The organism is Butyrivibrio sp. FC2001, assembly GCF_000424125.1.
Classification (GTDB): domain Bacteria; phylum Bacillota; class Clostridia; order Lachnospirales; family Lachnospiraceae; genus Butyrivibrio.
Genome location: NZ_KE384134.1, coordinates 89,270 through 114,535, shown reverse-complemented (window position 1 = coordinate 114,535; position 25,266 = coordinate 89,270). Strand labels below are relative to the sequence as shown.

Annotated in this window: 23 protein-coding genes; 10 read left to right on the top strand and 13 right to left on the bottom strand. The window is 43.5% G+C overall.

Features of this window, described 5'->3' with window-relative positions:
- Positions 1 to 19: 19 nt before the first annotated feature.
- Positions 20 to 1,960, top strand: a complete 1,941-nt coding sequence (locus tag G601_RS0119525; RefSeq protein ID WP_026666338.1) for an ABC transporter ATP-binding protein — start codon at positions 20 to 22, stop codon at positions 1,958 to 1,960.
- 33 nt (positions 1,961 to 1,993) lie between these two features.
- Here G601_RS0119525 and G601_RS25490 read toward each other — a convergent pair whose 3' ends face one another.
- The 9 genes from G601_RS25490 to G601_RS24270 are packed head-to-tail and all read right to left on the bottom strand — an operon-like array spanning position 1,994 to position 8,796.
- Positions 1,994 to 3,478: a diguanylate cyclase gene (locus G601_RS25490; RefSeq protein WP_026666337.1), complete on the bottom strand. Its 1,485-nt coding sequence runs from the start codon at positions 3,476 to 3,478 to the stop codon at positions 1,994 to 1,996.
- Positions 3,479 to 3,527: 49 nt separating this feature from the next.
- On the bottom strand, positions 3,528 to 3,944 hold the full coding sequence (locus G601_RS25485; protein WP_026492421.1) for a hypothetical protein: 417 nt from the start codon (positions 3,942 to 3,944) through the stop codon (positions 3,528 to 3,530).
- The gene (locus tag G601_RS24280; protein WP_035791168.1) at positions 3,934 to 4,521 is read right to left on the bottom strand and encodes a hypothetical protein; all 588 of its coding nucleotides are present in this window, start codon (positions 4,519 to 4,521) and stop codon (positions 3,934 to 3,936) included. The genes G601_RS25485 and G601_RS24280 overlap by 11 nt, the downstream gene beginning before the upstream one ends.
- 9 nt (positions 4,522 to 4,530) lie before the next feature.
- Positions 4,531 to 5,019 (bottom strand): DUF4860 domain-containing protein, encoded by a 489-nt coding sequence (locus tag G601_RS0119505; protein ID WP_026492422.1) that lies wholly within the window; start codon positions 5,017 to 5,019, stop codon positions 4,531 to 4,533.
- Positions 5,016 to 5,375 (bottom strand): hypothetical protein, encoded by a 360-nt coding sequence (locus G601_RS0119500; protein WP_026666336.1) that lies wholly within the window; start codon positions 5,373 to 5,375, stop codon positions 5,016 to 5,018. The genes G601_RS0119505 and G601_RS0119500 overlap by 4 nt, the downstream gene beginning before the upstream one ends.
- A gap of 7 nt (positions 5,376 to 5,382) precedes the next feature.
- A complete protein-coding gene (locus tag G601_RS0119495) occupies positions 5,383 to 6,435 on the bottom strand; it encodes a type II secretion system F family protein (protein ID WP_026492424.1) in 1,053 nt (350 codons plus the stop codon).
- Positions 6,436 to 6,451: 16 nt separating this feature from the next.
- On the bottom strand, positions 6,452 to 7,606 hold the full coding sequence (locus G601_RS24275; RefSeq protein ID WP_051200996.1) for a transglutaminase domain-containing protein: 1,155 nt from the start codon (positions 7,604 to 7,606) through the stop codon (positions 6,452 to 6,454).
- The gene (locus tag G601_RS0119485; protein ID WP_026666335.1) at positions 7,603 to 8,091 is read right to left on the bottom strand and encodes an RNA polymerase sigma factor; all 489 of its coding nucleotides are present in this window, start codon (positions 8,089 to 8,091) and stop codon (positions 7,603 to 7,605) included. Before G601_RS0119485 ends, G601_RS24275 begins: the two co-directional genes overlap by 4 nt.
- Positions 8,092 to 8,103: 12 nt before the next feature.
- Complete coding sequence (locus tag G601_RS24270) at positions 8,104 to 8,796, bottom strand: GGDEF domain-containing protein (RefSeq protein WP_207638073.1); 693 nt, start codon at positions 8,794 to 8,796, stop codon at positions 8,104 to 8,106.
- 249 nt (positions 8,797 to 9,045) lie between these two features.
- Between G601_RS24270 and G601_RS0119475 the strand changes: the two genes are divergently transcribed.
- Positions 9,046 to 9,258, top strand: coding sequence for a hypothetical protein (locus tag G601_RS0119475; protein ID WP_207638072.1), 213 nt, complete (start codon positions 9,046 to 9,048; stop codon positions 9,256 to 9,258).
- Positions 9,259 to 9,287: 29 nt separating this feature from the next.
- Entirely contained in the window at positions 9,288 to 11,315 is a 2,028-nt protein-coding gene (locus G601_RS0119470) for a methyl-accepting chemotaxis protein (protein WP_026666333.1), read from the top strand.
- A 181-nt stretch (positions 11,316 to 11,496) separates the two neighbouring features.
- Here G601_RS0119470 and G601_RS0119465 read toward each other — a convergent pair whose 3' ends face one another.
- Both G601_RS0119465 and G601_RS0119460 read right to left on the bottom strand, forming a co-directional pair.
- Entirely contained in the window at positions 11,497 to 12,327 is an 831-nt protein-coding gene (locus G601_RS0119465) for a histidinol-phosphatase HisJ family protein (protein WP_026666332.1), read from the bottom strand.
- 135 nt (positions 12,328 to 12,462) lie between these two features.
- On the bottom strand, positions 12,463 to 14,520 hold the full coding sequence (locus tag G601_RS0119460) for a methyl-accepting chemotaxis protein (protein WP_026666331.1): 2,058 nt from the start codon (positions 14,518 to 14,520) through the stop codon (positions 12,463 to 12,465).
- A 362-nt stretch (positions 14,521 to 14,882) separates the two neighbouring features.
- On the opposite strand from G601_RS0119460, the gene gap reads away from it, so the two are divergent.
- From gap to tpiA (G601_RS0119435), 5 genes are all read left to right on the top strand, one after another.
- A complete protein-coding gene (gene gap, locus G601_RS0119455; RefSeq protein WP_026494260.1) occupies positions 14,883 to 15,908 on the top strand; it encodes a type I glyceraldehyde-3-phosphate dehydrogenase in 1,026 nt (341 codons plus the stop codon).
- A gap of 155 nt (positions 15,909 to 16,063) precedes the next feature.
- On the top strand, positions 16,064 to 17,299 hold the full coding sequence (locus G601_RS0119450; protein WP_026666330.1) for a phosphoglycerate kinase: 1,236 nt from the start codon (positions 16,064 to 16,066) through the stop codon (positions 17,297 to 17,299).
- A gap of 15 nt (positions 17,300 to 17,314) precedes the next feature.
- A complete protein-coding gene (gene tpiA / locus G601_RS0119445) occupies positions 17,315 to 18,061 on the top strand; it encodes a triose-phosphate isomerase (RefSeq protein WP_026492432.1) in 747 nt (248 codons plus the stop codon).
- Between the two features lie 84 nt (positions 18,062 to 18,145).
- Positions 18,146 to 18,661 carry a shikimate kinase gene (locus G601_RS0119440; RefSeq protein WP_026492433.1) on the top strand — a complete coding sequence of 172 codons (516 nt, stop codon included), beginning with the start codon at positions 18,146 to 18,148 and terminating at the stop codon, positions 18,659 to 18,661.
- 1 nt (position 18,662) lies between these two features.
- On the top strand, positions 18,663 to 19,412 hold the full coding sequence (gene tpiA, locus G601_RS0119435; protein ID WP_026666329.1) for a triose-phosphate isomerase: 750 nt from the start codon (positions 18,663 to 18,665) through the stop codon (positions 19,410 to 19,412).
- 94 nt (positions 19,413 to 19,506) lie between these two features.
- Here tpiA (G601_RS0119435) and G601_RS25480 read toward each other — a convergent pair whose 3' ends face one another.
- Both G601_RS25480 and G601_RS0119425 read right to left on the bottom strand, forming a co-directional pair.
- The gene (locus G601_RS25480; protein WP_026666328.1) at positions 19,507 to 20,781 is read right to left on the bottom strand and encodes a sensor domain-containing diguanylate cyclase; all 1,275 of its coding nucleotides are present in this window, start codon (positions 20,779 to 20,781) and stop codon (positions 19,507 to 19,509) included.
- A gap of 143 nt (positions 20,782 to 20,924) precedes the next feature.
- Complete coding sequence (locus G601_RS0119425; protein WP_026492436.1) at positions 20,925 to 21,806, bottom strand: LysR family transcriptional regulator; 882 nt, start codon at positions 21,804 to 21,806, stop codon at positions 20,925 to 20,927.
- A 325-nt stretch (positions 21,807 to 22,131) separates the two neighbouring features.
- On the opposite strand from G601_RS0119425, the gene prdC reads away from it, so the two are divergent.
- Entirely contained in the window at positions 22,132 to 23,445 is a 1,314-nt protein-coding gene (prdC, locus tag G601_RS0119420; protein WP_026666327.1) for a proline reductase-associated electron transfer protein PrdC, read from the top strand.
- A gap of 17 nt (positions 23,446 to 23,462) precedes the next feature.
- Entirely contained in the window at positions 23,463 to 25,265 is a 1,803-nt protein-coding gene (gene prdA, locus G601_RS0119415; protein WP_026666326.1) for a D-proline reductase (dithiol) proprotein PrdA, read from the top strand.
- Position 25,266 lies beyond the last annotated feature (1 nt).

Genomic DNA, 25,266 nt, shown 5'->3' with positions numbered 1-25,266 from the left:
AAAACGGAGGTTTACATAAATGGCAGAAGAAAAAGTTAGAGAAGTTCGAGGCCCCGGTAATCGCCATATGCGTGGCGGCCCGAGACCTAAGATTAAAAATCCGGGCAAGCTTTTTAAAAGACTTATGTCTTATGTATTTAAGGACTATGGAATTCAGATGGTGCTTGTTGTAATCTGCATCATTTTATCCGTTATAGCCAGTGTTCAGGGTACTATGTTTACCAAGACACTTATTGACAGCTACATCACGCCCCTGATAGGACAGGCTAATCCGGACTATGGCCCGCTTGCCGGAGCAATTAGAAAGGTAATTATTTTCTACGCAATCGGTGTAGTAGCAGCCTTCGTTCAGGCGAGACTGATGATCTATGTAGGACAGGGAACTCTTAAGAACCTTAGAATAGAGCTTTTTAATCACATGGAATCCCTGCCTATCAAATACTTTGACACACATGCTCACGGCGATATCATGTCAATCTACACAAACGACATTGATACACTCAGGCAGATGATAGGCATGAGTATTCCGCAGCTTTTAAATAGTGCGATCACAATTGTCAGTGTGCTTTTTTCAATGTTTATACTGAGTGTTCCGCTGACCTGTGTTACTCTTGCAATGGTAGCCTTCATGCTCTTTGTAACAGCTAAGGCTACAGGAGCTTCAGGTAAAAACTTCGTTGCTCAGCAGAAGAACATCGGTGCACTTAACGGCTTCATTGAAGAGATGATGACAGGCCAGAAGGTAGTCAAGGTATTCTGTCATGAGGACGAGGCAATCAAGAGATTTGATGAGCTCAACGAGGAGCTTTACCAGAGCGCATTCAGAGCAAATGCTTATTCCGGAATTCTCGGACCTATAAATGCACAGCTTGGTAACCTGAGCTACGTTGTATGCGCTATCGTCGGTGGAGCAATAGCTCTTAATCCGTATTTTGGCTTTACCGTTGGAGGACTTGCAAGCTTCCTCACATTTAATAAGAGCTTCTCAATGCCCATCAACCAGGTATCAATGCAGTTTAACAGTATCATCATGGCCCTTGCAGGTGCAGAGCGTATTTTCAAGCTCCTTGATGAGACGCCTGAGATGGATGACGGCTACGTAATGCTTGTTAATGCCAAGGAAGAGAATGGCCAGATTGTGGAATCCAAGGAGTTCACAGGCCGCTGGGCATGGAAGCACTACCACAAGGCTGAGGGCACAACAACCTACCAGCCCATGGAAGGAGATGTTACCTTCAATGATGTGGACTTTGGATACACAGATGAAAAGATGGTACTTCACAACATCCTTCTCCATGCCAAGCCCGGTCAGAAGGTTGCTCTGGTTGGTTCAACCGGTGCAGGTAAGACCACAATCACCAACCTGATAAATCGTTTCTATGACATTCAGGATGGAAAAATCAGATATGACAACATCAACGTTAACAAGATAAAGAAAGCAGACCTTAGAAAATCTCTTGGCGTGGTATTGCAGGATACCCACCTGTTTACCGGAACAGTAGCAGAGAATATACGCTACGGTAAGCTTGATGCAACAGATGAAGAGGTCAAGGCAGCAGCGAAGCTCGCCAATGCCCATGGCTTTATCAAGCGCCTCCCTGAAGGCTACAACACAATGCTCACAGGTGACGGAGCAAATCTTTCACAGGGTCAGCGCCAGCTCCTTGCTATCGCAAGAGCAGCCATCGCTAATCCGCCGGTACTTATTCTTGATGAGGCTACAAGCTCCATCGATACCCGTACCGAGAAAATCGTCCAGGATGGTATGGACAAGCTGATGCATGGAAGAACAACCTTCGTCATCGCTCACAGACTTTCAACTGTTAAGAATTCAGATGTGATCGTAGTTCTTGAGCAGGGTAGAATCGTAGAGATGGGTACACACGAAGAGCTTCTTGAAATGAAGCAGAGATACTATCAGCTTTACACAGGTAATAAACCGGAAATGGTTAGTGCGTAATAAAAAATGGTTGAGCAGCTTGCTCAACCATTTTTATTTAATCAGTTCCTCAATTGCAGTCTTGAAGGAGGCTGAATTTTCTGTTTCAAAGAAGACTCTGTCCGCGCCGCATTCACGGGCTTCCATGAAGGATTCTTCTTCGGAAGCAACGGCGATAACAGGGATGTGATTGAAGCCGGCACGTTCCTTTATATATTGTACAACCTGGTTGCCGGAGAGTTTTTCAAGATCAAGATCTACAATCACAAGGCGTATGGTTTCGCGATACTGACTGAGGTTAGACAGGGCAACGTCACCGCTGTGAACTTCGATTACATCGAATTTAACAGAGGCAGCTTCAACAAAAGGCTTGGAGCGAGGGTGATTCTCAGGGCAGGCCAGCAGAATCAGAGGCTTTTCAAAGGTGCGGGATTCGGGGATGATCCAGGAGCTCACACTGTTTTTGCCCATAACCTTGGACTGATAGAGGGCATCGTCAGCCATGCGGAATACTTCGCCCATGGGGTGGTCACCGGTGTCGATGATGGCTCCTATACTAAGCGTGAACTTTGTTCCTGTTCCAAGGTCCAGATCCATAAGCATCATCTGCAGACTCCTGCAGCGCATTTCCACAAGATCAAGGCGTGCTATGCCCGGCATAAAGACCATGAATTCGTCGCCACCGAATCTTCCGATATAGTCAGAGGAGCGGAAATTTTTTCTTAAGAGATCTCCGAGGTTTGACAGGAGAAGGTCACCGACGTTGTGACCAAAATTGTCATTTACCTGCTTGAAATTATCCACGTCAATTACGCACATTCCGCAGGGCTCGCCTGGCTTTCTGCGATCGAAGAAATTGTTTATCGAGGAAAGAAGAGCACCCTTATTAAGAAGGAAGGTAAGCTTATCTATAGTGCTTATCTTGGTGAGCTCCGCAATGGCAAGACCCTCCTTGGCACGGGATACCAGGATGATCTGGGCGCAGAGCATGGAAGGAATGTAGGAAGCAAAGGCGACATAAACATCCCTGAGGAAGACGTTGTAGGGCTTACAGTAATAGGATGCGGTGCAGAAAATCGCAACGAGCAAAATACCAAAAAGCCCGTATTTATACATCCTTGCAATGTATACAGTAGGAAATACCATCAGAAACAGAGGGAACCAGATAGACTGATTTCCGGGATCAGAGGTCATGTCCCTGAAAATAAAGATAATAAACAGCATGAAATAAAAGGACAGACAGATAATATCGCTGACAGTGGTAGATTTAATGGCCTTATTCCTGGTGTAAAGATTTATCAGATAATATAAGCCAAGGAATGGACAGAGAAGAAGATGAGCGAGGCTTATTCTGAAGTCGGGAACAACCAGTTTGGCGATAAATATCATGGCAATAGTGACCATGGATATATACATGCATGCTTTGCGGAGAGAGTATTTGTTACTCTCTCTGATAGAGTGTGCACACTTATCGAAATACTCAAGGATAAGCTTATATTCTTTTTTTAGGCTGAAGTATCTTAATTCCGAATCAGACATATTCATACCTCAAAAAAGATCAGCAGTACATTTAAATCACGGGGCTGTGTTAACGCTTGAGCACAGGAAGGGTTTCATCCAGAATCAGATTCTCGTCATGGGTTACAACCTTCCACTGGGCTATCCTGTATGTGGAGTCGTCATCTTCATGGGCGGGCGTTATCGCAACATCCAGGGTCTGGAATTCACTTAAGGTAAAGCTCTTTTCAATGAGCTTTTCATCAGCTTTTTCCTCATCAAAACTTACATTTCTAAGTGCAGGTTCGTGCTCTGCTATGAAGCCGTTTGCCTCATGACAGGCCCTGTAGTAGGCAATCGAGCGCTCCTGCATCTTCTGACTCAACACGTAGTCCGCCCTGGAATTAACTAAAGTCAGAGCGGCGAAGGATATAAGACTTAACACCAGGAAAATGAGTAATACTGATGCCGCGCCGATATGGGTGCTGTAAACAGGATTACGTTTCATCAGCATTGACCTCCATTGTTCCTATGTAATAATCAGTAAATCTGTCAGAGATAACATCCTGATCAGCGTCCTTGGAGATGCGATCGATAATAAGGCTGTTCTCCATCCTGATCAGGGCTATCTCACCCACAAGAGCGTTGCCGTCCATACGTCCGGTGTCGGCAGCAGTATCTGCATAAACTTCAGCAGCAGGGAGCTCTGAGATGCAAAGAAGAAGCTCATACTTTGCATTTTCAAGAGCACCGTTTTCTGTAGGAAAACGTATCAGCTCAAAGTTTTCATCAAAAAACATAACCAGAGTTCCGACCTCTGGATTGTCCTCGTAGGAGACCAGAACTATGGAGCTGTCGGAGTAAAAATCCGCTATGGAGCGAAGATTCCCCTTTAGTCCATGGAACACCTCCGATATATTCTGGGTCCAAAGCACAGAGTTGTTCATCTCGACAGAGGTCTCGGAGAGTGTGTGAGCCCTTACAAAAAGCTGGACACAGATTGCTCCCGAAATTGAAAAGAACAGAATCGCTATGATGAGCTCCATAAGAAATAGGCTCGTTTTACTGTGTATTGCTCTGTCCATCTATGATCCTCATTCGCTTGAACGTTTGGCGGTAATAAAGGTCAGGTCCTCACCATCCTCCAAAGTGATGGTTATTTCCAGCATTCCGTTTCCCTTTGAATTTATGACAAGACCCTGGATGTTCATTATCTTCTGACCGGATTCAGGAGGAAGATCCCCCGCATCGGCTCTTGCATAGAGCTCCATCAGAGCACCGTCATAATCGTAAAGGTACGTTACGTAAGGCGTATCGCCTATCTGACTGTCTATTCGGATCGCACCGGACTTGTTAAAAATGTCCGTGCTGATACTTCCTTCTTCATCGCACTGCCTCAGCTTTTCAGTGATATAAGCGTAAGCCGTGCGCTTGTCATAGCTTTTCGTAAGAGTGTCCACACCACGCTTATATATGCTTGAGCCAAGGGCAATCAGCATCAGCGCTCCCATCGCAAAGAGAAACAGGAGTGCGATAACGAAAAGCATATCCACGGTATGTCTGCTGTCCATATTTCTTTTCATGGATTATTACCTACGAAACTCTTTTCTGTGCGCAAAATCGTCACATCCGGATAAATATTGGATGCGATGGGTCTGTAGTCTACAAAAAATATGTCCTTGTCATAGACAAGAGCATAGTGCTCCTCCAGATACTCAAGGCTCGGAGGGTAGATGCCCTCGATGGAGTAGCACTGCACAATATCCCTCGCAATTGCGGTGTGGAGGCTCTCCTCCTGTTTGTTGATGGTGCTTTGACTTATCTGAGCTACACCTGTGAAAAACACACCTACAACTACGACAAGGATAATGGTCGGAATCATGAATCCAAGGATTCCGGATATTAAGTTCTCTTTTTTCTTTAAAGTAATTTCTTCCATAAAACCATCATCCTATCGATGACATAATTCCCATTAGAGGCAGTATTACTGATAGCAGTATCAGTCCGACGATAAGTGACAAAATGATAACCAGAGTGGGCTCCAATATGGAAATGAAATTGTACATTTTTCTCTGGGTCTCATCGGAATATTTTCTTGCAATCTGCTTCATTACTGTGTCCATGGAACCTGACTGAAAACCGATTGCCACCATTCTCGAGTAGAATCTGTTGAAGATTCCCGCCTCCTGAAGGGCTTCCGGGAAGCTGTCACCGGATGCGATAAGAGAGCGGCAGGTGTCGATTTTTGCAGCCATTTCCTTATATTCGACGAGCTTACTTACGAGCCGCAGGCCTTCGTAGGTGTCCATTCCACTTGACAGTGTAAGCACCATTCCGTTGGCAAATCTGGCTGTTGAAATCTCGCTGTATATCTTTCTAATAGGAGGAATATGCATTCCTATGGATCTGAATAGCGTGCGCCCCTTGGTTGTTTTTACAAAGAATATGCATGCTCCTGAAAAGATCACCATGATTATTATGAAAAGCACGGAGTAGTTATTCAGGGCATTTCCAATGGACATAAGAGACCTTGAAAAGCTGTTCATACTGGTTCCGAGCTGTGCAAATACCTGTCCGAAAATGGGCAGAACCTGGGTTATCAAAACGATGATAACGACGATCATCATGCCTATCATGATAAGAGGATAGGAGATGGCGCTGCTGATGTTGTTTCTGATGGTATCCTCCTGCTCGTAGTAGTCAGCCAGCGAATCCATTACAAGGTCGAGGTTACCGGATTCCTCACCGATGGTGACCATATGAATCACGTATCCCGGAAAAGCCCCTGTCATCTGAAGGGCTATATGGAATTTTTCACCCGAGCTTAGTATCTGCGAAATGGTGCGCAGCGTGGAGTCATCATCCTCGAACTTGAAGTCCTGGAGCATGATCTCAATTCCCTCTAAGGGCGCTATTCCGGCCTTGATAAGAAGGGCCATCTGTCTGCAAAAAACAGAAATTTCATAATCGGTTAAGACCTTTTTTACCCGTGATTTCATCCGGTTTCTCCTGTTTTCAGTAAATGTATTTTCTCTGATAGTTCTTGCCGTCTCCGATGAAGTTTGCAAGCTTTTCAGTATCTGTCGTTGAAGCGAAGGTCGGATCCATAAGTGACCATTCCTTGCCGTCGAACTTTATCATTCCGTTAACCCAGCCAATATCGGTTATGTATGTGCTTATCCATGCGTGGTAGGCGCTTCCCGCGTAGCCCACCTCCATTCTTGTGGGTATCCTCTGGGAGCGGAGCATGGCCGTCATCAAAACTGCATAATCAAGGCATATTCCTTTTCCTGTGGTCAGCACCTCATCCACATCAGGGATGTATCCGCTCTGAACGGTCTCTGCTTCCTCGTAGTCGTAGGTGAGGCTGCTTATCAGCGCGTTGTAAACGGAGGATACCACGTCTAAGTCGCTGTTTGCGGTGTAGGAGAGATACTCGCTGTAGGCTATGGCCTGATTGCCCTCGTTGAAATCCACATACTGATTGGGATACAGGAAGGGCAAAAACTTATCGTTTATAGTTACGGTCACCTTCTGAGAAAATGCTGTCACATACTGGGTTGCAGCAAGATTCTCGTATACACATATCAGGTATTCGCCGTCTCCTGCCTGAAGCGGGAAAACCTCCTCTTTTCCGCCGTCCACAGCAAGGTTATAGGTATAGACGATCTCGTCAGGACCTGTAATTCGGAGCTTTACCTTACCGGAATCTCCGGTGTACTGCACGATAATATAACCGTCTGCTGCATTGGTTATATCAACCATGGTTATGTCATTTTTTAGTACTTCCTTTCTTCCGGGAGTCGGTCTTAAGCAAAGGGGAGTGTTGTCCCGCTTGCCCTTAACAAGGCCTGTCACATCATAGCTTTCTCTGTTTGCCATTGCTTTGGCAGCCAGAGCCCTGTCCTCATCTATCACAGGACCGGTAGGAAGAATAAGAAGGAGCACCGGTGAAAACAGCGTCAGCACGATCATCACAAGGCATGCAAAAATGTTTATTGTCACTGATGAGATAAAATGGTTTTCATCGTCTCTGTTTTTTTCCACAGTTTCAGTATCTGATAGAAAATCAATTTCCTTGCCGCTTTCGTGAATGATATCTACCAGTATCTTAGAAGCATCATCATCGCTTATATGAAATTTGTTAGAGCGATTTCTTTCGTATTTCATGGTGTTCTTGACAGCTTCCTTAGTTCGAGCATGTGATCCCGCGCCAGTGAAAGAGTGCGGTTAACATGACTTTTTCGTATGTGAAGAGCGCCTGCAATTTCTTTGTCCGTAAGACCTGTAAAATCGTGAAGGAAGAATATCTCTTTCTCGAAAAACGGCAGGGACATAAGCTCCTCCGGATGTAGCAGAGAGTACAGGTCTGTCCTTGTGTCTGCCACATTTTTCTCATAACATACATCGAAGGCTATGCGCCTTAGCCACGCAGGGAAAAGTGACGGGTCCTTCAGCTTTAAAATATTTTTCCTTGCAATGTTATAGATTTCAGATACCGCTTCCAGGCTTTCCTTTTCATCGTCCAGAATTATTCTGCAGTAGTTGTAGGTGTCATCCACGGTGAGGCAGTAGAGCTGTGCAAAGCTTTCCGTATCATCATTCCATGCCCCAAGGACAAGTCTTCTGATTTTTGCGGTGTTATCTGTCAGCATATTTTTTTACCTCTATACAAGGGCCTTGGGATTATCCTCAAAGCTCTGGTAAGCATTTGTTATCAGCGTATAAAAATGGTCGGCGCTAACTTCATCCTCCAAAGTACTTGAATACTCAAGCTCTATAGGTGAATCGGGAGAGATGGCATTGTGGTTGTGAATGCGTCTTCCCAGCTCGCCCATAAATAATTCCACAGAGTTCTGATCACAGTTTTCAAGAATGACGAGAAACTCATTTCCGCTGTTTCTTCCGATAAGTCCGTACTGGGTTCCTACGGATTCAAGGATTGAACAAAAATCGGAGATCACCTTGTCTCCGGCGGCCCTGCCCTTGTCCTCATTTATCTCCTTGATGTTTTTGATTGCGATTAGGATACAGCCAAGGTGCATCAGCTTTTCAGGTGAATCGTACTTTTGCGAGATACGGTCGATGCTGTATCTGTTTGGCAGACCGGTAAGCTTATCAAGGAAGGAGAGATCGTTTAAATCTCTTGCCACCTCGGCATTCTTTTTTAATAAAAGAAAATCCATAAACATACTCACAAAGCCTGTCAGAATGCTCAGCCAGGTGATCGCAAAGGTGGCAAGAAAAAGCTTGTCCGACATTATCGTGCTGCGAAAATCCTTACTAAAGAGGATGATCGCAAAGTACAAACAGGCAAGTACTATGAGTACGGTCATGAATATGGTTTTTGTCAGTTTCAATTTTTTTGCAAGGCTTTTTTTGTAAGGCATCAAAACTCTCCAACAGTTGTTTTTCAGCATTTTAGTACCGTTTGATTGCATAAAATCCTCAATAACATTATAAGATACAGGTTATTTAAAAAAAATGTATTAACCATAAACTAAGGATAAAGTTCCCCTTAAATATTCGGAAAATCGCACAATATCGAAATGCTATTTAGTATAATTTAGGATGAGGTGATGTCAATGATTGTTGTATATATTTTTGTCATGATTTTACTGATAATAGCTACCGGAATTGGTTATCTGTATTTGGATGAGTGCTCCCGTTTAAGAAAACGGCTTTTAAAAATGGGAGTGAATAGAGATGATATTTCATCGTTTCCGAAGAGAATTTCCGCATTTTATCTTAAAGATATTCTCTATGAGAAAGAAACAGAACTGGCAGAGGAGTGTTTTCTGACAGTTGAAAAAGATACATAAATCACTTGCCTTATGAGGAGGTAATCATTATGGCTAAGAGTAACGACGAGAAGAGTAAGGGATTTTCATTGAAGAGCGTAAAACCCAGGCTGATATTGGTAATGCTGCTTATTTGCATAGTGCCGCTGGCTATAACGCTTATTATAAGCTACAACAGCTCCATGAATAAATCCCTGGAGGATGCGGAAACAATCAATACCAGAAAGGCTGAGATTGTAGAAAAACAGTATATGCAATACATTGAGGAGATGGTTATCGGCCTTGAAACGGCAGCTACCAATCCTAATATGATCGCATATATGCAAAGCGAAGATGAACTTCGTGATCATGAGTCCATGCAGAAATGGCTGCAGGATATTGAATCAAAGCTTCAGGGTGATAACTCTATAGTTGTTACCGCTCCCGACGGACAGCAGGTGGTTAGATCCTCAGGAGAACTTCAAAATATTGCTGACAGAGATTATTTCCAAAAATGTATAAAGGAAGGAAATACCTTTGTTTCAGATATTTACGCATCAAAATCAACAGGTAAGGCTACTATTTTTATCATCACAGGAATCAAGGATGCCGGTGGACAGATCATTGGAACAATTATGAGAAGCTATTCTCTTGAAGGTTTACATGATTTCCTTGTGGATGCAGCTGATTCTTCAAAAGGAGAGGAAGCTTTTATTCTCGATAGCAAGGGCCAGGTTATCGGACATACCGAGTTTGAAGTTGATGCAAATGATCTGCAGGATTACTCCAGTCTTAGTATTTATCAGGAAGCACAGTCAGCAACCTCCGGCGCATATCTTGGAAAAGATAATGGTAAGCAGGTTCTTATGTCCTTTGTAAAGGAACCCGAGACCGGATGGATTGTCGTTATGGTGGCTGATTATAATACGGTAATGTCAGAAGCCAAGACCAGTGCACTTATAAGCATTGCAATTGGAATAGTTATGGTAATTGCTGCTATTATCATATCCCTTATGATGGCCAACTCCTTTACACAGCCTCTTCAGGAAGTGAATGATACTGTAAGTAAGCTTGCTGACGGTGAGTTTAGAAAAATCGAGAAGTTCACGCAGAGAGAGGATGAATTCGGAGTTATCATTAATAGTACAAATGCAGTTATTGATAAGCTCTCTTCAATAGTAGAGAGCATCAAGACCTCGACGGTATCCGTAAATTCTTCCTCCGAGGAACTGGCAGATACGGCAAATCAGATTTCCCAGACTGCGGATGATGTATCAAATGCGGTTCAGGAGATTGCATCCGGAGCTACTCAGCAGGCTGATGAGATCCAGAGTGTTACGGAGAATGTTGGAAGTATCGGAGAAGCAACCGGTAACGTTCAGGCCAGCACAGATGACCTTTCCAATCTGGCAGGCAAGATGCAGGAGGTTAGTACCGAATCAGCTCAGAGTCTCGCAGATCTGCAGCACAGCTCAGAGAGCATGAGCGAGAGTATAGTACAGATTACCGAGAAGATCGGTGCAACAAGTAAAGCGGTTGAGAATATCAATGAAAAGGTTATGGGCATTGCATCCATTGCATCCCAGACCAACCTCCTTTCACTCAATGCTTCAATCGAGGCTGCAAGAGCAGGTGAGGCAGGAAAAGGCTTTGCGGTAGTTGCGGAAGAAATCGGAAAACTGGCCGATGATTCAAGAAATATGGCAGACGACATAAGAAGAGAGATGGATGTACTTCTTACAGAGTCACAGTCAGCAGTTGCAATGGCATCCGAAGTACAGCGTCAGAACGACGAACAGCAGCAGGTTCTCGGTACTACTGTTCAGAGTGTAAACGCTATGATAGAAGATATCTCCTCAACAGTTGTAAGTGTTAAGAGTATAGAAAATGATGCAGGAACCTGCGTGGATGCCAAGAATGTTGTGGCTGACGCAATGGCTTCCCTGTCCGCAATTTCCGAAGAAAATGCGGCATCATCACAGGAAACCGGTGCTTCAATGCAGGAGCTTTCAGCTACGGTTACGACCCTTGCTTCCTCAGCTGATTCACTGAAGGAAGTAGCAGAAAAGCTCAACTCGGAGATGGCGTTCTTTAAGTAAGCACTGCGCGAGGTTCTTTCGAGCGCTTAGTGCGCACTTAGTTCGATCGAGCACGAAGTGCGAGAGTCGAACTTCCTTAAAAAAAGCACTGCGCGAGGTTCTTTCGAGCGCTTAGTGCGCACTTAGTTCGATCGAGCACGAAGTGCGAGAGTCGAACTTCCTTAAAAAACACTGCGCGAGGTTATAATTTATGGAAGGTAGCCTTACGTTCTGAGAAAAGCGCATAATGCTTAAAGCCACAGGACTTTGCTATTTCCACTGCAGTTTCAAAACCAAGGGCAACGTTATCAGCCTTATGGGCATCTGATCCAAAGGTTATGATTTCGCCGCCAAGCTCGCGGAAGCGGGCAAGTATCTCTTTGGAGGGATTAAGGTCTCCCAAAGAAGGCTCAGAATAAAGGGCTTTGGTGTTTACATCAAGGCCTTTTTCTTTGCTTATAAGAGTCTTTAGGATTTCATCGATTATATCGCTGTAGTCCTTATATCTGTAATTTCTGTTGAGATTGGGAGCGTAGCGGACAAGGTAATCAAGGTGTCCCAGTACGTCAAAATCGTCAAAAAGACGGATGTTCTCCAGGGTTGATTCAAAGAATTCCATAAAGGCTTCCCTCTCAGTGCGTCCTTCGTAGAAGGAAGAGTAGTAGGGATCCTTTTTGTGAACCAGATGGTTTGAGCCGATTACAAAGTCGAAGGGATATTTACTAATATAGTCTGAGTTCTCTTTGACTATCTGAGGCTGAAGACCCAGCTCGATTCCGAAATATATATCGATTATTCCCTTATATTTTTCCTTATAAAGTAGAAGCTCATCCTGATATTCAGCGGTGTTAACCTCAAATTTTCCTGCAGGATCGGTTTCGCAGACAATATAATCGAGGTCCATGTGCTCGGTTATACATATGGCAGGAAGCTCTTTTTTCAGGGCCTGCTCGATGACCATCTCCATGGGAGTATCGCAGTCTCCGGAGTGGTGGGTATGCATATGAAAATCCGCGGGTAATCTATTTGACATAATCGTTTTCTCCATTTGTCATATTTTGAGCCTTAATTTTAGCACTTTACAGGTAAGTTTCCAAATAAAAACGAAATTATAACAAAAAATATGGCGGCAGCCTCTGTGGCCACCGCCTTATAATTTGTATCTGGTTTATTTATCGATTATGAATTTACTCAGCTCATCGTTGATGGACAAAGCGGAGTCTGATACGGAGTTGGCAACATCCTCGACACCCTTGGATTCATTGGCAATATCCTGAGCACTCTGTGCAAGGGAGGTAACAGTAGCTGTGACCTCCTCGGAGCTTGCCGACTGCTCTTCGGAAATAGCGGCAACGCTCGATGCGATATCATTGACATTGCCCATCATGCTGATCATATCCTTCATAGTAGCAGCAGTACTGTTGAGGTCTTCATAAATCTTGTTGAAGCTGTCTCCTGCCTTGGCAACGGCTTCGCTGTTACTGTTGATGGCCTCCATGTTGGCCTGTGACTTTTCGGCAAGATTACGGATAAGACTGGTGATCTCAGTGATGATGGCACTGATTTCCTTGGTTGCATCCTGAGAATTTTGAGCCAGCTTACCGATTTCATCAGCAACGACTGCAAATCCTTTTCCTGCTTCGCCTGCTCTTGCAGCCTCGATTGAAGCGTTGAGGGAGAGGAGATTGGTCTGCTGTGAAATAGATTCGATCATTTCAACAATCTCGGTAATCTTATCAGCGGATTCTCCAACTGTTGTAACTACGCTGTTCATTTCATTCATGGAGGCTGTGATGGTCTCCATGTTCTGCTGAACCGTATTCATATCATGCTGACCGACATCGGCCTGATCTACGAGCTCCAGCATGACTTCATTTGTTCTTGTTCCACTGTCGGTAAGGTCTGCCACTGCACCTGCAAGCTGGGTTGCGTTATTTGCCAGCTCACTTACCGCGTTTGCGATATCATCCATGGTGGTCTGGATCTGACCCATGGAAATGGACTGCTCGTTTGCACCTTCCGTCATCTTGCCGGAGGCATCCAGGGAAGTTGAGGAGTCGTTTTTTAGCTGTTCAGCCTTGGTCTGGATGGAAGTGATGGTGCTGTTCATTGTTCGCACATAGTTATCCATTTCTTTACTGATAAGACCAATCTCGTCGCCCTTATCCTGAGGCATCTTTGCAGTGAAATCACCGCCTGAGATCTTGAGAATGCTCTCGGAGAGGCCATGCACGGGCTTTGTGATGACTCTGTTGATTGTGATAATGATAACTGCTGCGATAACAATGATAAGCAGAATCATTGCTATCATTGCAATGTTCATGAACTTGTTTGCAGTTGCCTCTACATCGGCAACAGCTATGGATGATACAAGAGTCCAGTTTGTTCCCTGAATAGGAGAGCAGGCAACATACATTTTTGTAGCTGTGCCTTCCTGAGTAAGGGTGATAATATCGGTAGAACCGCTGTCAATATGCGCTTTAAGCTCTTTCAAATAATTATTGCCTGACTCGGAGATCTTGGTTCCGTTAAGTGAGGGATCAAAGAAGGAAATAATATAGTCGCCGTCAAGTACTATTGATCCACCGGTTTTCATAGGAGCGAGCTGGTTTACACGCTCCTGAAGATCGTTAAGGAACACATCTGCTCCGCAAACACCGATTTCACCATTATAAAAATCGTTCTGGCGTACAAATGTAACACAGAGGCTGTTTGTTGTTGCGTCTACATAGGGCTCTGTCTCAACAAAGGTCTCATGACCAAGACCTTCCTTATACCAATCACGCTGTGTGGGTCTCCAGTCTGCGGGCATTTCCGAATGGTTCGCAAAAATGTAGCTGTCATCCGAAAAACCGATATATATACCGGAATTCTTGATAGCGCTATAACTTGCTGAGGGCTCGATGTATTTAAGGAGAGCATCGTGATCTTCGAAAGGAACCTGCTCCATGGTATCGCAGTATTCGCCGAACTTTGCGGTCAGCATTCTAAAGGATGTGCCAAGCTCTAAGGCATTGGCATTGGTCTCAGCCTGCAGATCCATAAGTGAAACATCAGTAATTGTCTGCTTGGCATTTAAAGTAAGGAAAATGATTATTGCCACAACGCCGATAATGATGATCGGCATCAGGCTAAGCAGAAGAGTTTTACTGATACTTCGTTTAACCTTTTTGGAACCTGAAGACTTTACATTACTTGCATTGGAACCTTCATTATTTACTGACATTTTTAGACCTCCATATTTTAATGGCATAAAGCCGGGATATTGACATCCTAAAAATTATTGTAAACGAAATAACATAAAAATAAATGGAGTTTATAGAATTGTTAGCGTTTTTAGAATTATTTAACCTATATCAATTAAGGGAAAGAAAAAAACAGAAAAAAATGAATCATTTCTATTATATGTTTACGGTTTTGTGTTTTGATGTGTTTTTATTGTGATTATTTTATGTTTTTGCCCAAGATTACTTGAAAAAATCTGAGAAGTCAGATAAAATAATTTTGCTGTCAAATTTTTGACAATCACGTTGTAAAGAATTAGTAACAGCAAATAAATTATTTTTAATCATTTTAGGAGGACTTAAAATGGCAGTAAAGGTAGCAATTAATGGTTTTGGCCGTATCGGTCGTCTTGCATTCAGACAGATGTTCGAGCACGAGGGAACAGAGATCGTAGCAATCAACGATCTTACAGATCCTAAGATGCTTGCACACCTTCTCAAGTATGATTCTTCTCAGGGTAAGTATAAGTACGCTGACAAGGTATCATTCAGCGATCACTCTATCACAGTAAACGGTAAAGAGATCGAGATCTACAAGGAGGCTGATGCTAATAACCTTCCTTGGGGCAAAATCGGTGTAGACGTTGTTCTTGAGTGCACAGGTTTCTACACATCTAAGGATAAGGCTCAGGCACACATCAACGCTGGTGCTAAGAAGGTTGTTATTTCTGCTCCTGCAGGAAATGATCTTCCTACTATCGTATATAACGTTAACCACGAGACACTTACAGCAGATGACAACATCATCTCTGCAGCTTCTTGTACAACAAACTGCCTTGCACCTATGGCAAAGGCTCTTAACGACTACGCACCTATCCAGTCTGGTATCATGGCAACAATCCATGCTTACACAGGTGATCAGATGATCCTCGATGGTCCTCAGAGAAAGGGTGACCTTAGAAGAGCTCGTGCAGGCGCTGTTAACATCGTTCCTAACAGCACAGGTGCTGCAAAGGCTATCGGCCTTGTTATTCCTGAACTCAACGGCAAGCTCATCGGCGCTGCTCAGAGAGTACCGGTTCCGACAGGTTCAACAACACTTCTCTTCGCTGTAGTTAAGAGCAGCACAGAGGTTACAAAGGATAGCATCAACGAGGCTATGAAGAAAGCTTCAGATCCTGAGACATTCGGTTACAACGAGGATGAGATCGTATCTTCTGATATCGTTGGAATGACATATGGTTCACTCTTCGATGCTACACAGACAATGGTTACAAAGATTGGCGACGATCTTTACGAAGTTCAGGTTGTTTCATGGTATGACAACGAGAACTCATACACATCTCAGATGGTTCGTACAATCAAGTACTTCGAGAAGTTCGTTAAGTAAGCACCGCGCGAGGTACTCGCGAGCGCTTGGTGCGCACTTAGTTCGATCGAGCGATAGCGAGAGTCGAACTTCCTTGTAAAACTTGGAATCATTAAGGAGGGTCCGGTCCGTTTGGACCTGACCCTCTTATTTTTTATTTTAGGAGGAATAAAATAATGGCACTTAATAAGAAATCAGTTGACGATTTCAGCGCAAAGGGCAGAAGAGTACTTGTTCGTTGTGACTTCAACGTACCTCTTAAGAACGGCGAGATCACAGACGAGACACGTATCAACGCTGCACTTCCTACAATCAAAAAGCTTATCGCAGATGGCGGCAAGGTAATCCTTTGCTCACATCTTGGTAAGGTTAAGAACGGTCCCAACGACGGCGAGTCTCTTGCTCCTGTAGCAAAGAGCCTTTCTGCTAAGCTTGGCAAGGACGTTAAATTCATTGCAGACTTCAACGTAACAGGTGCAGATGCAACTGCTGCAGTTGAGGCTATGGGCGAGGGTGATGTAGTTCTTCTTCAGAATACACGTTTCCGTGGCAAGGAAGAGACAAAGCCTTCAGATGCTGGCGAAGCTTTTGCAAAAGAGCTTGCTGATCTTTGCGATGACTATGTATGCGACGCTTTCGGATCTGCTCACAGAGCACACGCTTCCGTAGCTGTTGTTACAAAGTATGTTCGTGAAAAGGGTGGCAACTGTGCAGTTGGTTACCTTATGCAGAAGGAGATCGACTTCCTCGGCAACGCCGTTGAGAATCCGGTTCGTCCTTTCGTAGCAATCCTTGGTGGTGCTAAGGTTGCTGATAAGCTTAACGTTATCAATAACCTCCTTGAGAAGTGCGACACACTTATCATCGGTGGTGGTATGGCTTACACATTCCTTAAGGCTAAGGGATATGAAGTTGGTCTTTCACTTGTTGATAACGAGAAGATTGATTACTGTAAGGAAATGATGGAGAAGGCTGAGAAGAACGGCAAGAAGCTGCTTCTTCCTATCGATACAGTTGTATCTGGTGGTTTCCCGGATCCTATCGACAATCCTGACATCGAGACAGCTATCGTTGAGTCAAACTCAATCCCTGCTGACAAGGAAGGTCTTGATATAGGCGTTAAGACAAGAGAGCTCTTCGCAGACGCTGTAAAGAGCGCAAAGACTGTTGTTTGGAACGGACCTATGGGTGTATTCGAGAACCCTGTACTTGCTGAAGGTACAAAGGCTGTTGCTAAGGCTCTTGCTGAGACAGATGCTACAACAATCATCGGTGGTGGTGATAGTGCAGCTGCTGTTAACCAGCTCGGTTTCGCTGATAAGATGAGCCACATTTCAACAGGTGGCGGAGCTTCCCTCGAGTTCCTTGAAGGTAAGGAACTTCCTGGCGTAGTTGCTGCAGATGATAAGTAAAGGAGACATTAAAAAATGGCACGTAGAAGAATAATTGCCGGCAACTGGAAGATGAACAAAACTCCCAGCGAGGCTGTAGCTCTTTGTGCAGAGCTTAAAGATCTTGTAAAGAATGATGATGTAGACGTAGTTTACTGCGTTCCTGCTATCGATATCGTACCTGTAGTAGAGGCTGTTAAGGGCACAAACGTACACGTTGGTGCTGAGAACTTCTACATCGTTGACAGCGGCGCTTTCACAGGCGAGATTTCAGCTCCTATGCTTAAGGATGCTGGTGTTGAGTACGTTATCATCGGTCACTCAGAGAGAAGAGATATCTTCGGTGAGAACGATATCCTTATCAACCAGAAGGTTAAGAAGGCATTCGCTTCTGGCCTTACGCCTATCCTTTGCTGTGGTGAGTCACTTGCACTTCGTAAGGCTGACACATACAAGGAGTGGATCGAGAGACAGATCACATGGGATCTCGATGGCGTAACAGCTGACCAGGTTAAGAAGCTTGTTATCGCTTACGAGCCTATCTGGGCTATCGGAACAGGTGAGACAGCTACAGCTGATCAGGCTGAGGAAGTTTGCGGACTTATCCGTGAGCTCATCGCTAAGCTTTATGATCAGGCTACAGCTGATGAAGTTCGCATCCAGTATGGCGGATCAATGAACGCTGGCAACGCTGCTGAGCTTCTTTCAAAGCCCAACATCGATGGCGGTCTTATCGGTGGCGCTTCACTTAAGCCTGACTTTGGCAAGATTGTAAACGCTTAATAAGATAACCTAATAAGATTTTTAGAAACGGATTCAATTTGGAGATTAATCCAATTGAATCCGTTTTTTTCACCGGAGAATATTATGAAAAAAGATAACATTGTCTTAATTGGAATGCCGGCATCAGGAAAGAGTACAGTCGGCGTTATACTTGCCAAGATCCTTGGTTATAATTTTGTAGATTCAGATATTGTGATTCAGGAAAAAGAAGGCCGTAAGCTTTCCGAGATTATTGAAACGGAAGGTATCGATGGCTTTATTGATATTGAGAATAGAATAAATGCTGGTATCGAGGTTCAGAAAACCGTAGTAGCAACCGGAGGTAGCGTTGTCTACGGAAGCGAAGCGATGCAGCATTTTAAGAATATCGGCACAATAGTGTACATGAAGGTAGACATGGAGGTTCTCACAGAGCGCTTAAACGATGTTAAGCAGAGAGGCGTTGTCATGAGGGAAGGCCAGTCACTGGTGTCCCTTTATAATGAGCGCAGCAAGCTCTACGAGAAATATGCAGATATTATCATAGATGAGAAGCACAACACCATGGAAGAGGTGCTTGCAGATGTTCTTGCAAAGCTGCATGAACAGGGAGGAATTTAAAATGGAAAGAAAAAAGATAGTAGCCGGCAACTGGAAAATGAATATGACACCGGCAAAGACAGTAGAACTTATTGCTACTCTTAAGCCTCTGGTAGAATCCATTGACGTAGATGTAGTATTTTGCGTACCAGCAATAGACATCGTTCCCGCTATCACAGCAACACGCGGAACCAATATTGCAATAGGCGCTGAGAATATGTACTTTGAAGAGAGCGGTGCATACACCGGCGAGATTTCACCTGAGATGCTCGTAGATGCAGGTGTTAAGTATGTAATCCTTGGACACTCAGAGAGACGTGAGTATTTCCACGAGACAGACGAGGAGCTTAACAAGAAGGTTAAGAAGGCATTTGAGCATGGCCTTAAACCTATCCTTTGCTGCGGTGAGACTTTGGAGCAGAGAGAGATGGGTATCACCCTTGACTGGATCAGAATGCAGATTAAATCTGATCTTGTTGACGTTCCTGCATCAGATGTTGCTAAGATGGTTATCGCCTACGAGCCTATCTGGGCCATCGGCACAGGCGTAACTGCCACATCAGAGCAGGCAGAGGAAGTCTGCAAGGCTATCCGTGAGTGCATTGCTGAAATCTACGACGAGGATACAGCAGAGTGCGTTCGCATCCAGTACGGCGGATCTGTTAATGCAGGCAATGCAAAAGAGCTTTTCTCTCAGCCCAACATCGATGGCGGTCTTGTAGGAGGCGCATCACTTAAGCCTGAATTTGGCAAGATTGTAAATTATAAGTAATTCATACAATATACATTAAAAACCACCGGCATTTGTCGGTGGTTTTTCTATATTTAATAGGATGGATGAGCCCTGTGCAGTATAGGCTAGGTCGTCAGCTCTTTTTGAGCTCATTCTTATTTTCATACATGAGCTTGTCAGCCCGCATAAATACAGACGCTACATCCTCATCGTTATCACTAAAACTTGACATACCAAAGGCTATTACCATTCCTCCGGTACGCTTGGCGTCTTTATTATTTTCTGATATAAAGAACAATATTTCATCGATATTCTCATAGTCCTCTCCCTCAGAAATAGTAACGAACTCATCACCACCTATGCGGAAAACCGGACTATGTCTGAATTTTGTGCATATATATTTACATGCATTACGTATATATTCATCACCTGCCTGGTGTCCAAGAGTATCATTGATCTTTTTAAGATCATTCACGTCGAAAACAGTAATAGCAAACTTATCCTGGATGCCCTTTTTGATCCGGTCGTTTATTTTCTGTTCCAATTCATTATATGCATATTTATTCCTGATTCCGGTAAGTGCATCAATTTGAGCCTGATCATTGGCGTAGGCCAGCTTTTCACCATATTCTTTTTTAATCTGCATCGCTTCTGTGACATCCTGGCACAAACCAAGAAGACACTCTTTTCCGGTTGTATCAACAAATTTAAGCTTAGTCGTCTGGAATCTGCGGGGATTACCTGCTGCATCAGGTACATCCTCATAGAAAATGTATGGCTTATCCATAGCCAGTGCCTTCTTATCGTCCTCGATAAAATGAAGTGCCGTATCTTCATCAAATATCTCAAAATCTGTAAGACCAACAACCCCATCAGGTGTTTCTTTATGCGCATAGTCTGCGAAAGCCTGATTACAAGCGAGATATTTTCTGGTTAGCACATCCTTTGAAAAAGTCATTGCAGGCATGTTAGTAAGAAGAGCTGTAACGGATTGGGCAAGATCAATAATCTTCTGATTTACGTCTGTACTCTCATCCATGTACCAGACGTGAGCCAATACCACACCATTATCCATGTGCACAAACTTAGTCTCGGAACGCAGCAATTTATTTGGGGTTTCATCCTTTTGGTTCGAACGGTAAATGACCTCATATCTGCCTTCCGCTGTTAAAAATCGTCTCATTTCTGTTTTGATTCTGTTTACATCATCAGGATGCACAATCGTAAAGCTATCATTTTCCATGTCCTTATAAGCCTGCTCAAAATCCGCATAGCCAAAGAGCTCACAAAAGCCCCGGGATACAACTACTGTTTTTACCCCTTCTTCTGTAACATGGAAAATTGCAATAGGATGTAGCAATTGCTCATATGCAGTTTGAATATCTTTGTCAAAAGTGAAGTTTTCCATAGCTTATTCTCATTTGAAGACAGAACAATACCTCATTTTTAATATTACGATATTCAGTTTGATAAATATATTAAATTGCAATAAAAAAAATAATAAATGGTTATAATCTGATGGTAAAAATATAGCGGCAGCCTTTTCTTTTGTTATCTAAGTGGATTACTACTGATAATAGTCGTAGCAAGCTTTATGAATTTCTTTGCGGCAGGAGACAGGGCTTCCCTTGATTTGAGTGCGATTCCAAGAGTCCTTGAATAATATGGATTTATTGCATAGCATGAGACCTGATTCTCAAAGCCTTTCACAACGAGACCGGGGAGAATGCTGACGCCCAGCGCATTAGAGACCATGGATATAATAGCGTGATCATCCTTGGATGAAAAAATAGCATTGGGCGTTACATTAGATGTAGTGAGTGCTTTGTGCACATCATAATCTGTGCCCATTGAGGTCATGATAAATGGTTTGTCCTGGAAGAATTCAATGTTAATAGCACCACTTTCAGGCAGCTCTGAATCCTTAGGCATAATAGCAAGTAACGGATCCTCAGCCAATGTGATCCACTCAAGATTCTTAGTATTTTCATGGCTCAAAAAGCCAAAGTCTGCAATATCATTTTCTACCCAGCTGACAATATCATCAGTTCCACCTTCTAGAAGTTCAATATTTATGGACGGATACTTTTCCTTGAATTCATGAATGATTTTTGGGAGATAATGAATAGATATACTCGAAAATGTGGCGATTGTAAGTGAACCCTTTTCAATACCATGTATCTCGTTGACGGTTTGAGTAAGGTTCTCATACTTACTTAGAAGTGACCTGACCGCTGGAAGGATTCCCAGACCACTATCTGTCAGCTTTACTCCCTGCTTGGAACGTATGAACAAAGTAAAGCCAAGCTCATCCTCCAGTGATTTGAGCATGTGGCTTACACCTGACTGGGTGTAGCCAAGCTTATCACCACTTTTGGTGAAATTCTGTGTGTTTGCAACGTCTTCAAAAAGTATAAGCTTTCTTATATCCATAGAATGCTCCCAAATATCAAATAATTCAATAAGACAAAAAGTTACGCAAAATCTGTGCTTTATAGGTAATCCAAAGGATTATCTATAAGAAAAAAGGCGCCGGAAGAATAATCTTCTGACGCCTTTGCCATTTTATATATGAAAATTTTTCATGAATAAATAATATGGTACCAAATATAATACATCGATCCAAATAGGTCAATGATTTTATTTAATGGGATAGTAAGATGAGAATTTTTAATGACAGTTTGAAATTTGTTCATTTTACAAGATAAATAGCAGGTGCTTATAATCTAGGCAAGTCGAAGGAAGCGAGGTACAGGATATGAGACAGATGTACTGTTTTCCTCTTATACAGGGTATCGGAGCGAAAGCTGCCCCTACAGTTGTCAAGGGTGACAACATATGTAGAGGGCAGCTTCTTGCATATATAGAGGAGGGCAAAATGGGCTGCCCTATATATTCAAGCGTTTTCGGAATTGTAAAAGAGGTAAGTGAAAACGAGATAGTGATTGACGCTGATGAAAAGCAGGAAGCCACTTACATTAAGCTTACTGAAACAGAACCGTTAAAGCTTATACAAAAGGCAGGAATCATCGGTCTTGGCGGAGCGGGATTTCCTACATACGTAAAGCTTTCGGGAAAGTTTCAGGGTGAAGGAACAGTAATCATAAATGCAGCTGAATGTGAACCGATCCTGGAACATAACATCAGAGCCATTGAAGAAAATCCGAAGCAGCTTTTAAGGGGACTTGAGATTGCAATGGATATCACAGGCGCAAAGAGAGGAATCATAGCAATAAAAGAGATTCATGAAAAAGCAATCACCAAGCTAAAGGAAGCACTCGGGGAATCAGAGCAAAAAGAGAAGATAAGGGTCACCCTTCTTCCAAACATGTATCCCATGGGCGAAGAAAGAGCGGTTATAAGAGAAACACTTGGAAAGCTTTTATCGGTTACTTCGCTACCTCTTGAAGCAGATGCAATTGTCATAAACGCTGAGACAGCCTGCAGAATTCAGGAAGCAGTCGACCTTAAAAAACCGCTCATCGATAAGAACATGACGGTAGCGGGGAAGATAAAGGGCTGCGAAAAAGAAAATATCATAAAAGTTCTCATGGATGTGCCAATAGGAAAAAGCGTTGGAAGTATTCTGGATGAACAGGGCGGCTGCAGAGAAGGCTACGGAGAAATAATAATGGGCGGACCCTTTACAGGTAAACGAACAGAGCCAGATAAGCCGGTAGTTAAAACCACAGGAGGACTTATAGTAACTGAATGTTTTCCTAAGGGACCTGAAAAAATAGGACTTCTTGTTTGTGCATGCGGAGCTGATGAAAAGAGACTACGGGAAATTGCAGAAAGCCTTGGAAGCAGTGTTGTAGGAGTCGAATCCTGTAAACAGGCTATTCCCGTTAAGAACACTTTAAAGTGCGAGAACCCGGGGAAATGTCCGGGACAGGTTCAAAAGATAATGAAGCTTAAAAAAGCAGGAGCACAGGCAGTACTGATAAGCAATTGCACAGATTGTTCCAATACAGTTATGAGCTGTGCGCCAAAGCTTGGGTTACCGGTTTATCACTGCACTGATCAGGCCAACAGAGCCGTAAATATAAAACTAATCAGAAAAATACATTAAGGATAGGGAGGAAAGGTATGTCAATAACAAAGGAAACATTACAGATGCATTTAAAGGATCCTGCAATCTTTTGTTGCAGAAGGCAGAAGGGACTTGTGATATCAGAAGCGGACTTAGAGGATCCGGCACTTTTTGAAGACATGATTGAAGCGGGATTACTTGAACTTAGTAGCGATGGACTCAGGATTGAGCAGGTGCTTGGAAGTACTCTTACCACTGATGTGGAGGCACTTACTCCTATCACCAGAGAGGTTCTTGATAAGGTAAATGACACAGATGAGAAGCCTGAGAAAACAGAAGAAGCATGTACTAAAGAGGAGGAGAGACCTACTACAAAAACAGGAAGGGGAAATAACATGATACATATTGAAATTGGTAAGGCTAAGGATCTTGAACAGTTTTCACTTGATATTCCAATTGCAGCCTTTGAGCACGGCGGCACCATAAAATGTGAAGAGCCCAGTACCGGGGAGATAGAAACCAGGAAAGAAGAAGCACCTAAAACCAAGAAGGTTTTCAACACTCTTAAAAAGCAGCACATCAGAATCAATGAAGTTGAGATTGGCTCTGAGACATCTATAAAGGATGGCAGGATTACGATTGATTCAGCTATCACAAAGAGAGCAGTAAAGGAAGATCCGCTTTGCAAGAGCATAGAGCTTGATGTAATTTATCCGGACAAGAGACATGTGTACACAGACACAATTATGGATGTATGTCCGATTGCTACAAAGGTTGAGGGCGAGCTTGGACACGGCGTTACCAAGGTTGCTGAAGGCGTTGTATTTATGCTGACAGGTGTAGATGAGGATGGTGTACAGATCCATGAGTTTGGATCATCTGAAGGATACCTTGATGAAAAGATGTACTTTGGACATCCGGGATGCGCAGATGAAAAGGATATCATTATCCGCTGCCATGTAGTTATTGAGAGACTTTCAGGTATGACAAGACCAGGCCCCTTCGCAGCTCACAAGTGTCAGGACTATATCATTCAGGCCATAAGAGATGAGCTTAAGAAATATGACGGCGAAGTGATCCGCGAAGAAATCTGCGAGGATGTAAGAAGACCAGGAAACCCCAGAGTTGTGCTCGTTAAGGAAATCATGGGACAGGGAGCTATGCACGATAATGTTATCTGTCCTACAGAACCCTGCGGAATACTTGGAGGTCAGAAAAATGTAGATTGCGGTAATGTTCCGATAATGCTTACACCTAACCAGGTTAGAGACGGTTCCATCCATGCTCTTACATGTATCGGACCTGCAACTAAGGAGATGACAAGACATTACATCCGCGAGCCCCTTGTTGAGGGCCTGGCTGCAGATGAGGAGATGGATCTTATCGGTGTTATCTTTGTCGGATCACCTCAGGTCAATGATGAAAAGCTCTGGGTTTCAGAGAGGCTTGGATCCCTTCTTGAATCCCTTGATGTGGATGGCTGCATCATCACAACCGAGGGCTTTGGTAACAACCATATTGATTTCATACAGCACATTGAGCAGGCAGGAAAACGAGGAATACCCGTTGTGGGAGTATCCTTCTGTGCATATCAGGGACAGCTCGTAGTGGGCAATAAATATGCCACAGCAATGGTTGAAGAAAACATGGATAAGGGCGGATTTGAAAACAATATTGCAGGCTGCTCCTGTGTAACAAAGGAGGTAGCTACAAGAGCTATCGCAATGCTAAAGAACAAAATGAGCGGTGTTGAGATTCTTCCTGCTCCCAAGAAGTGGAATAACGATGTTATCAATGCTAACAACAAACTCCTTGGCCTTAAAGAGACAGAGCTTGTTGAAAGTGGCACTCTTCATTAAA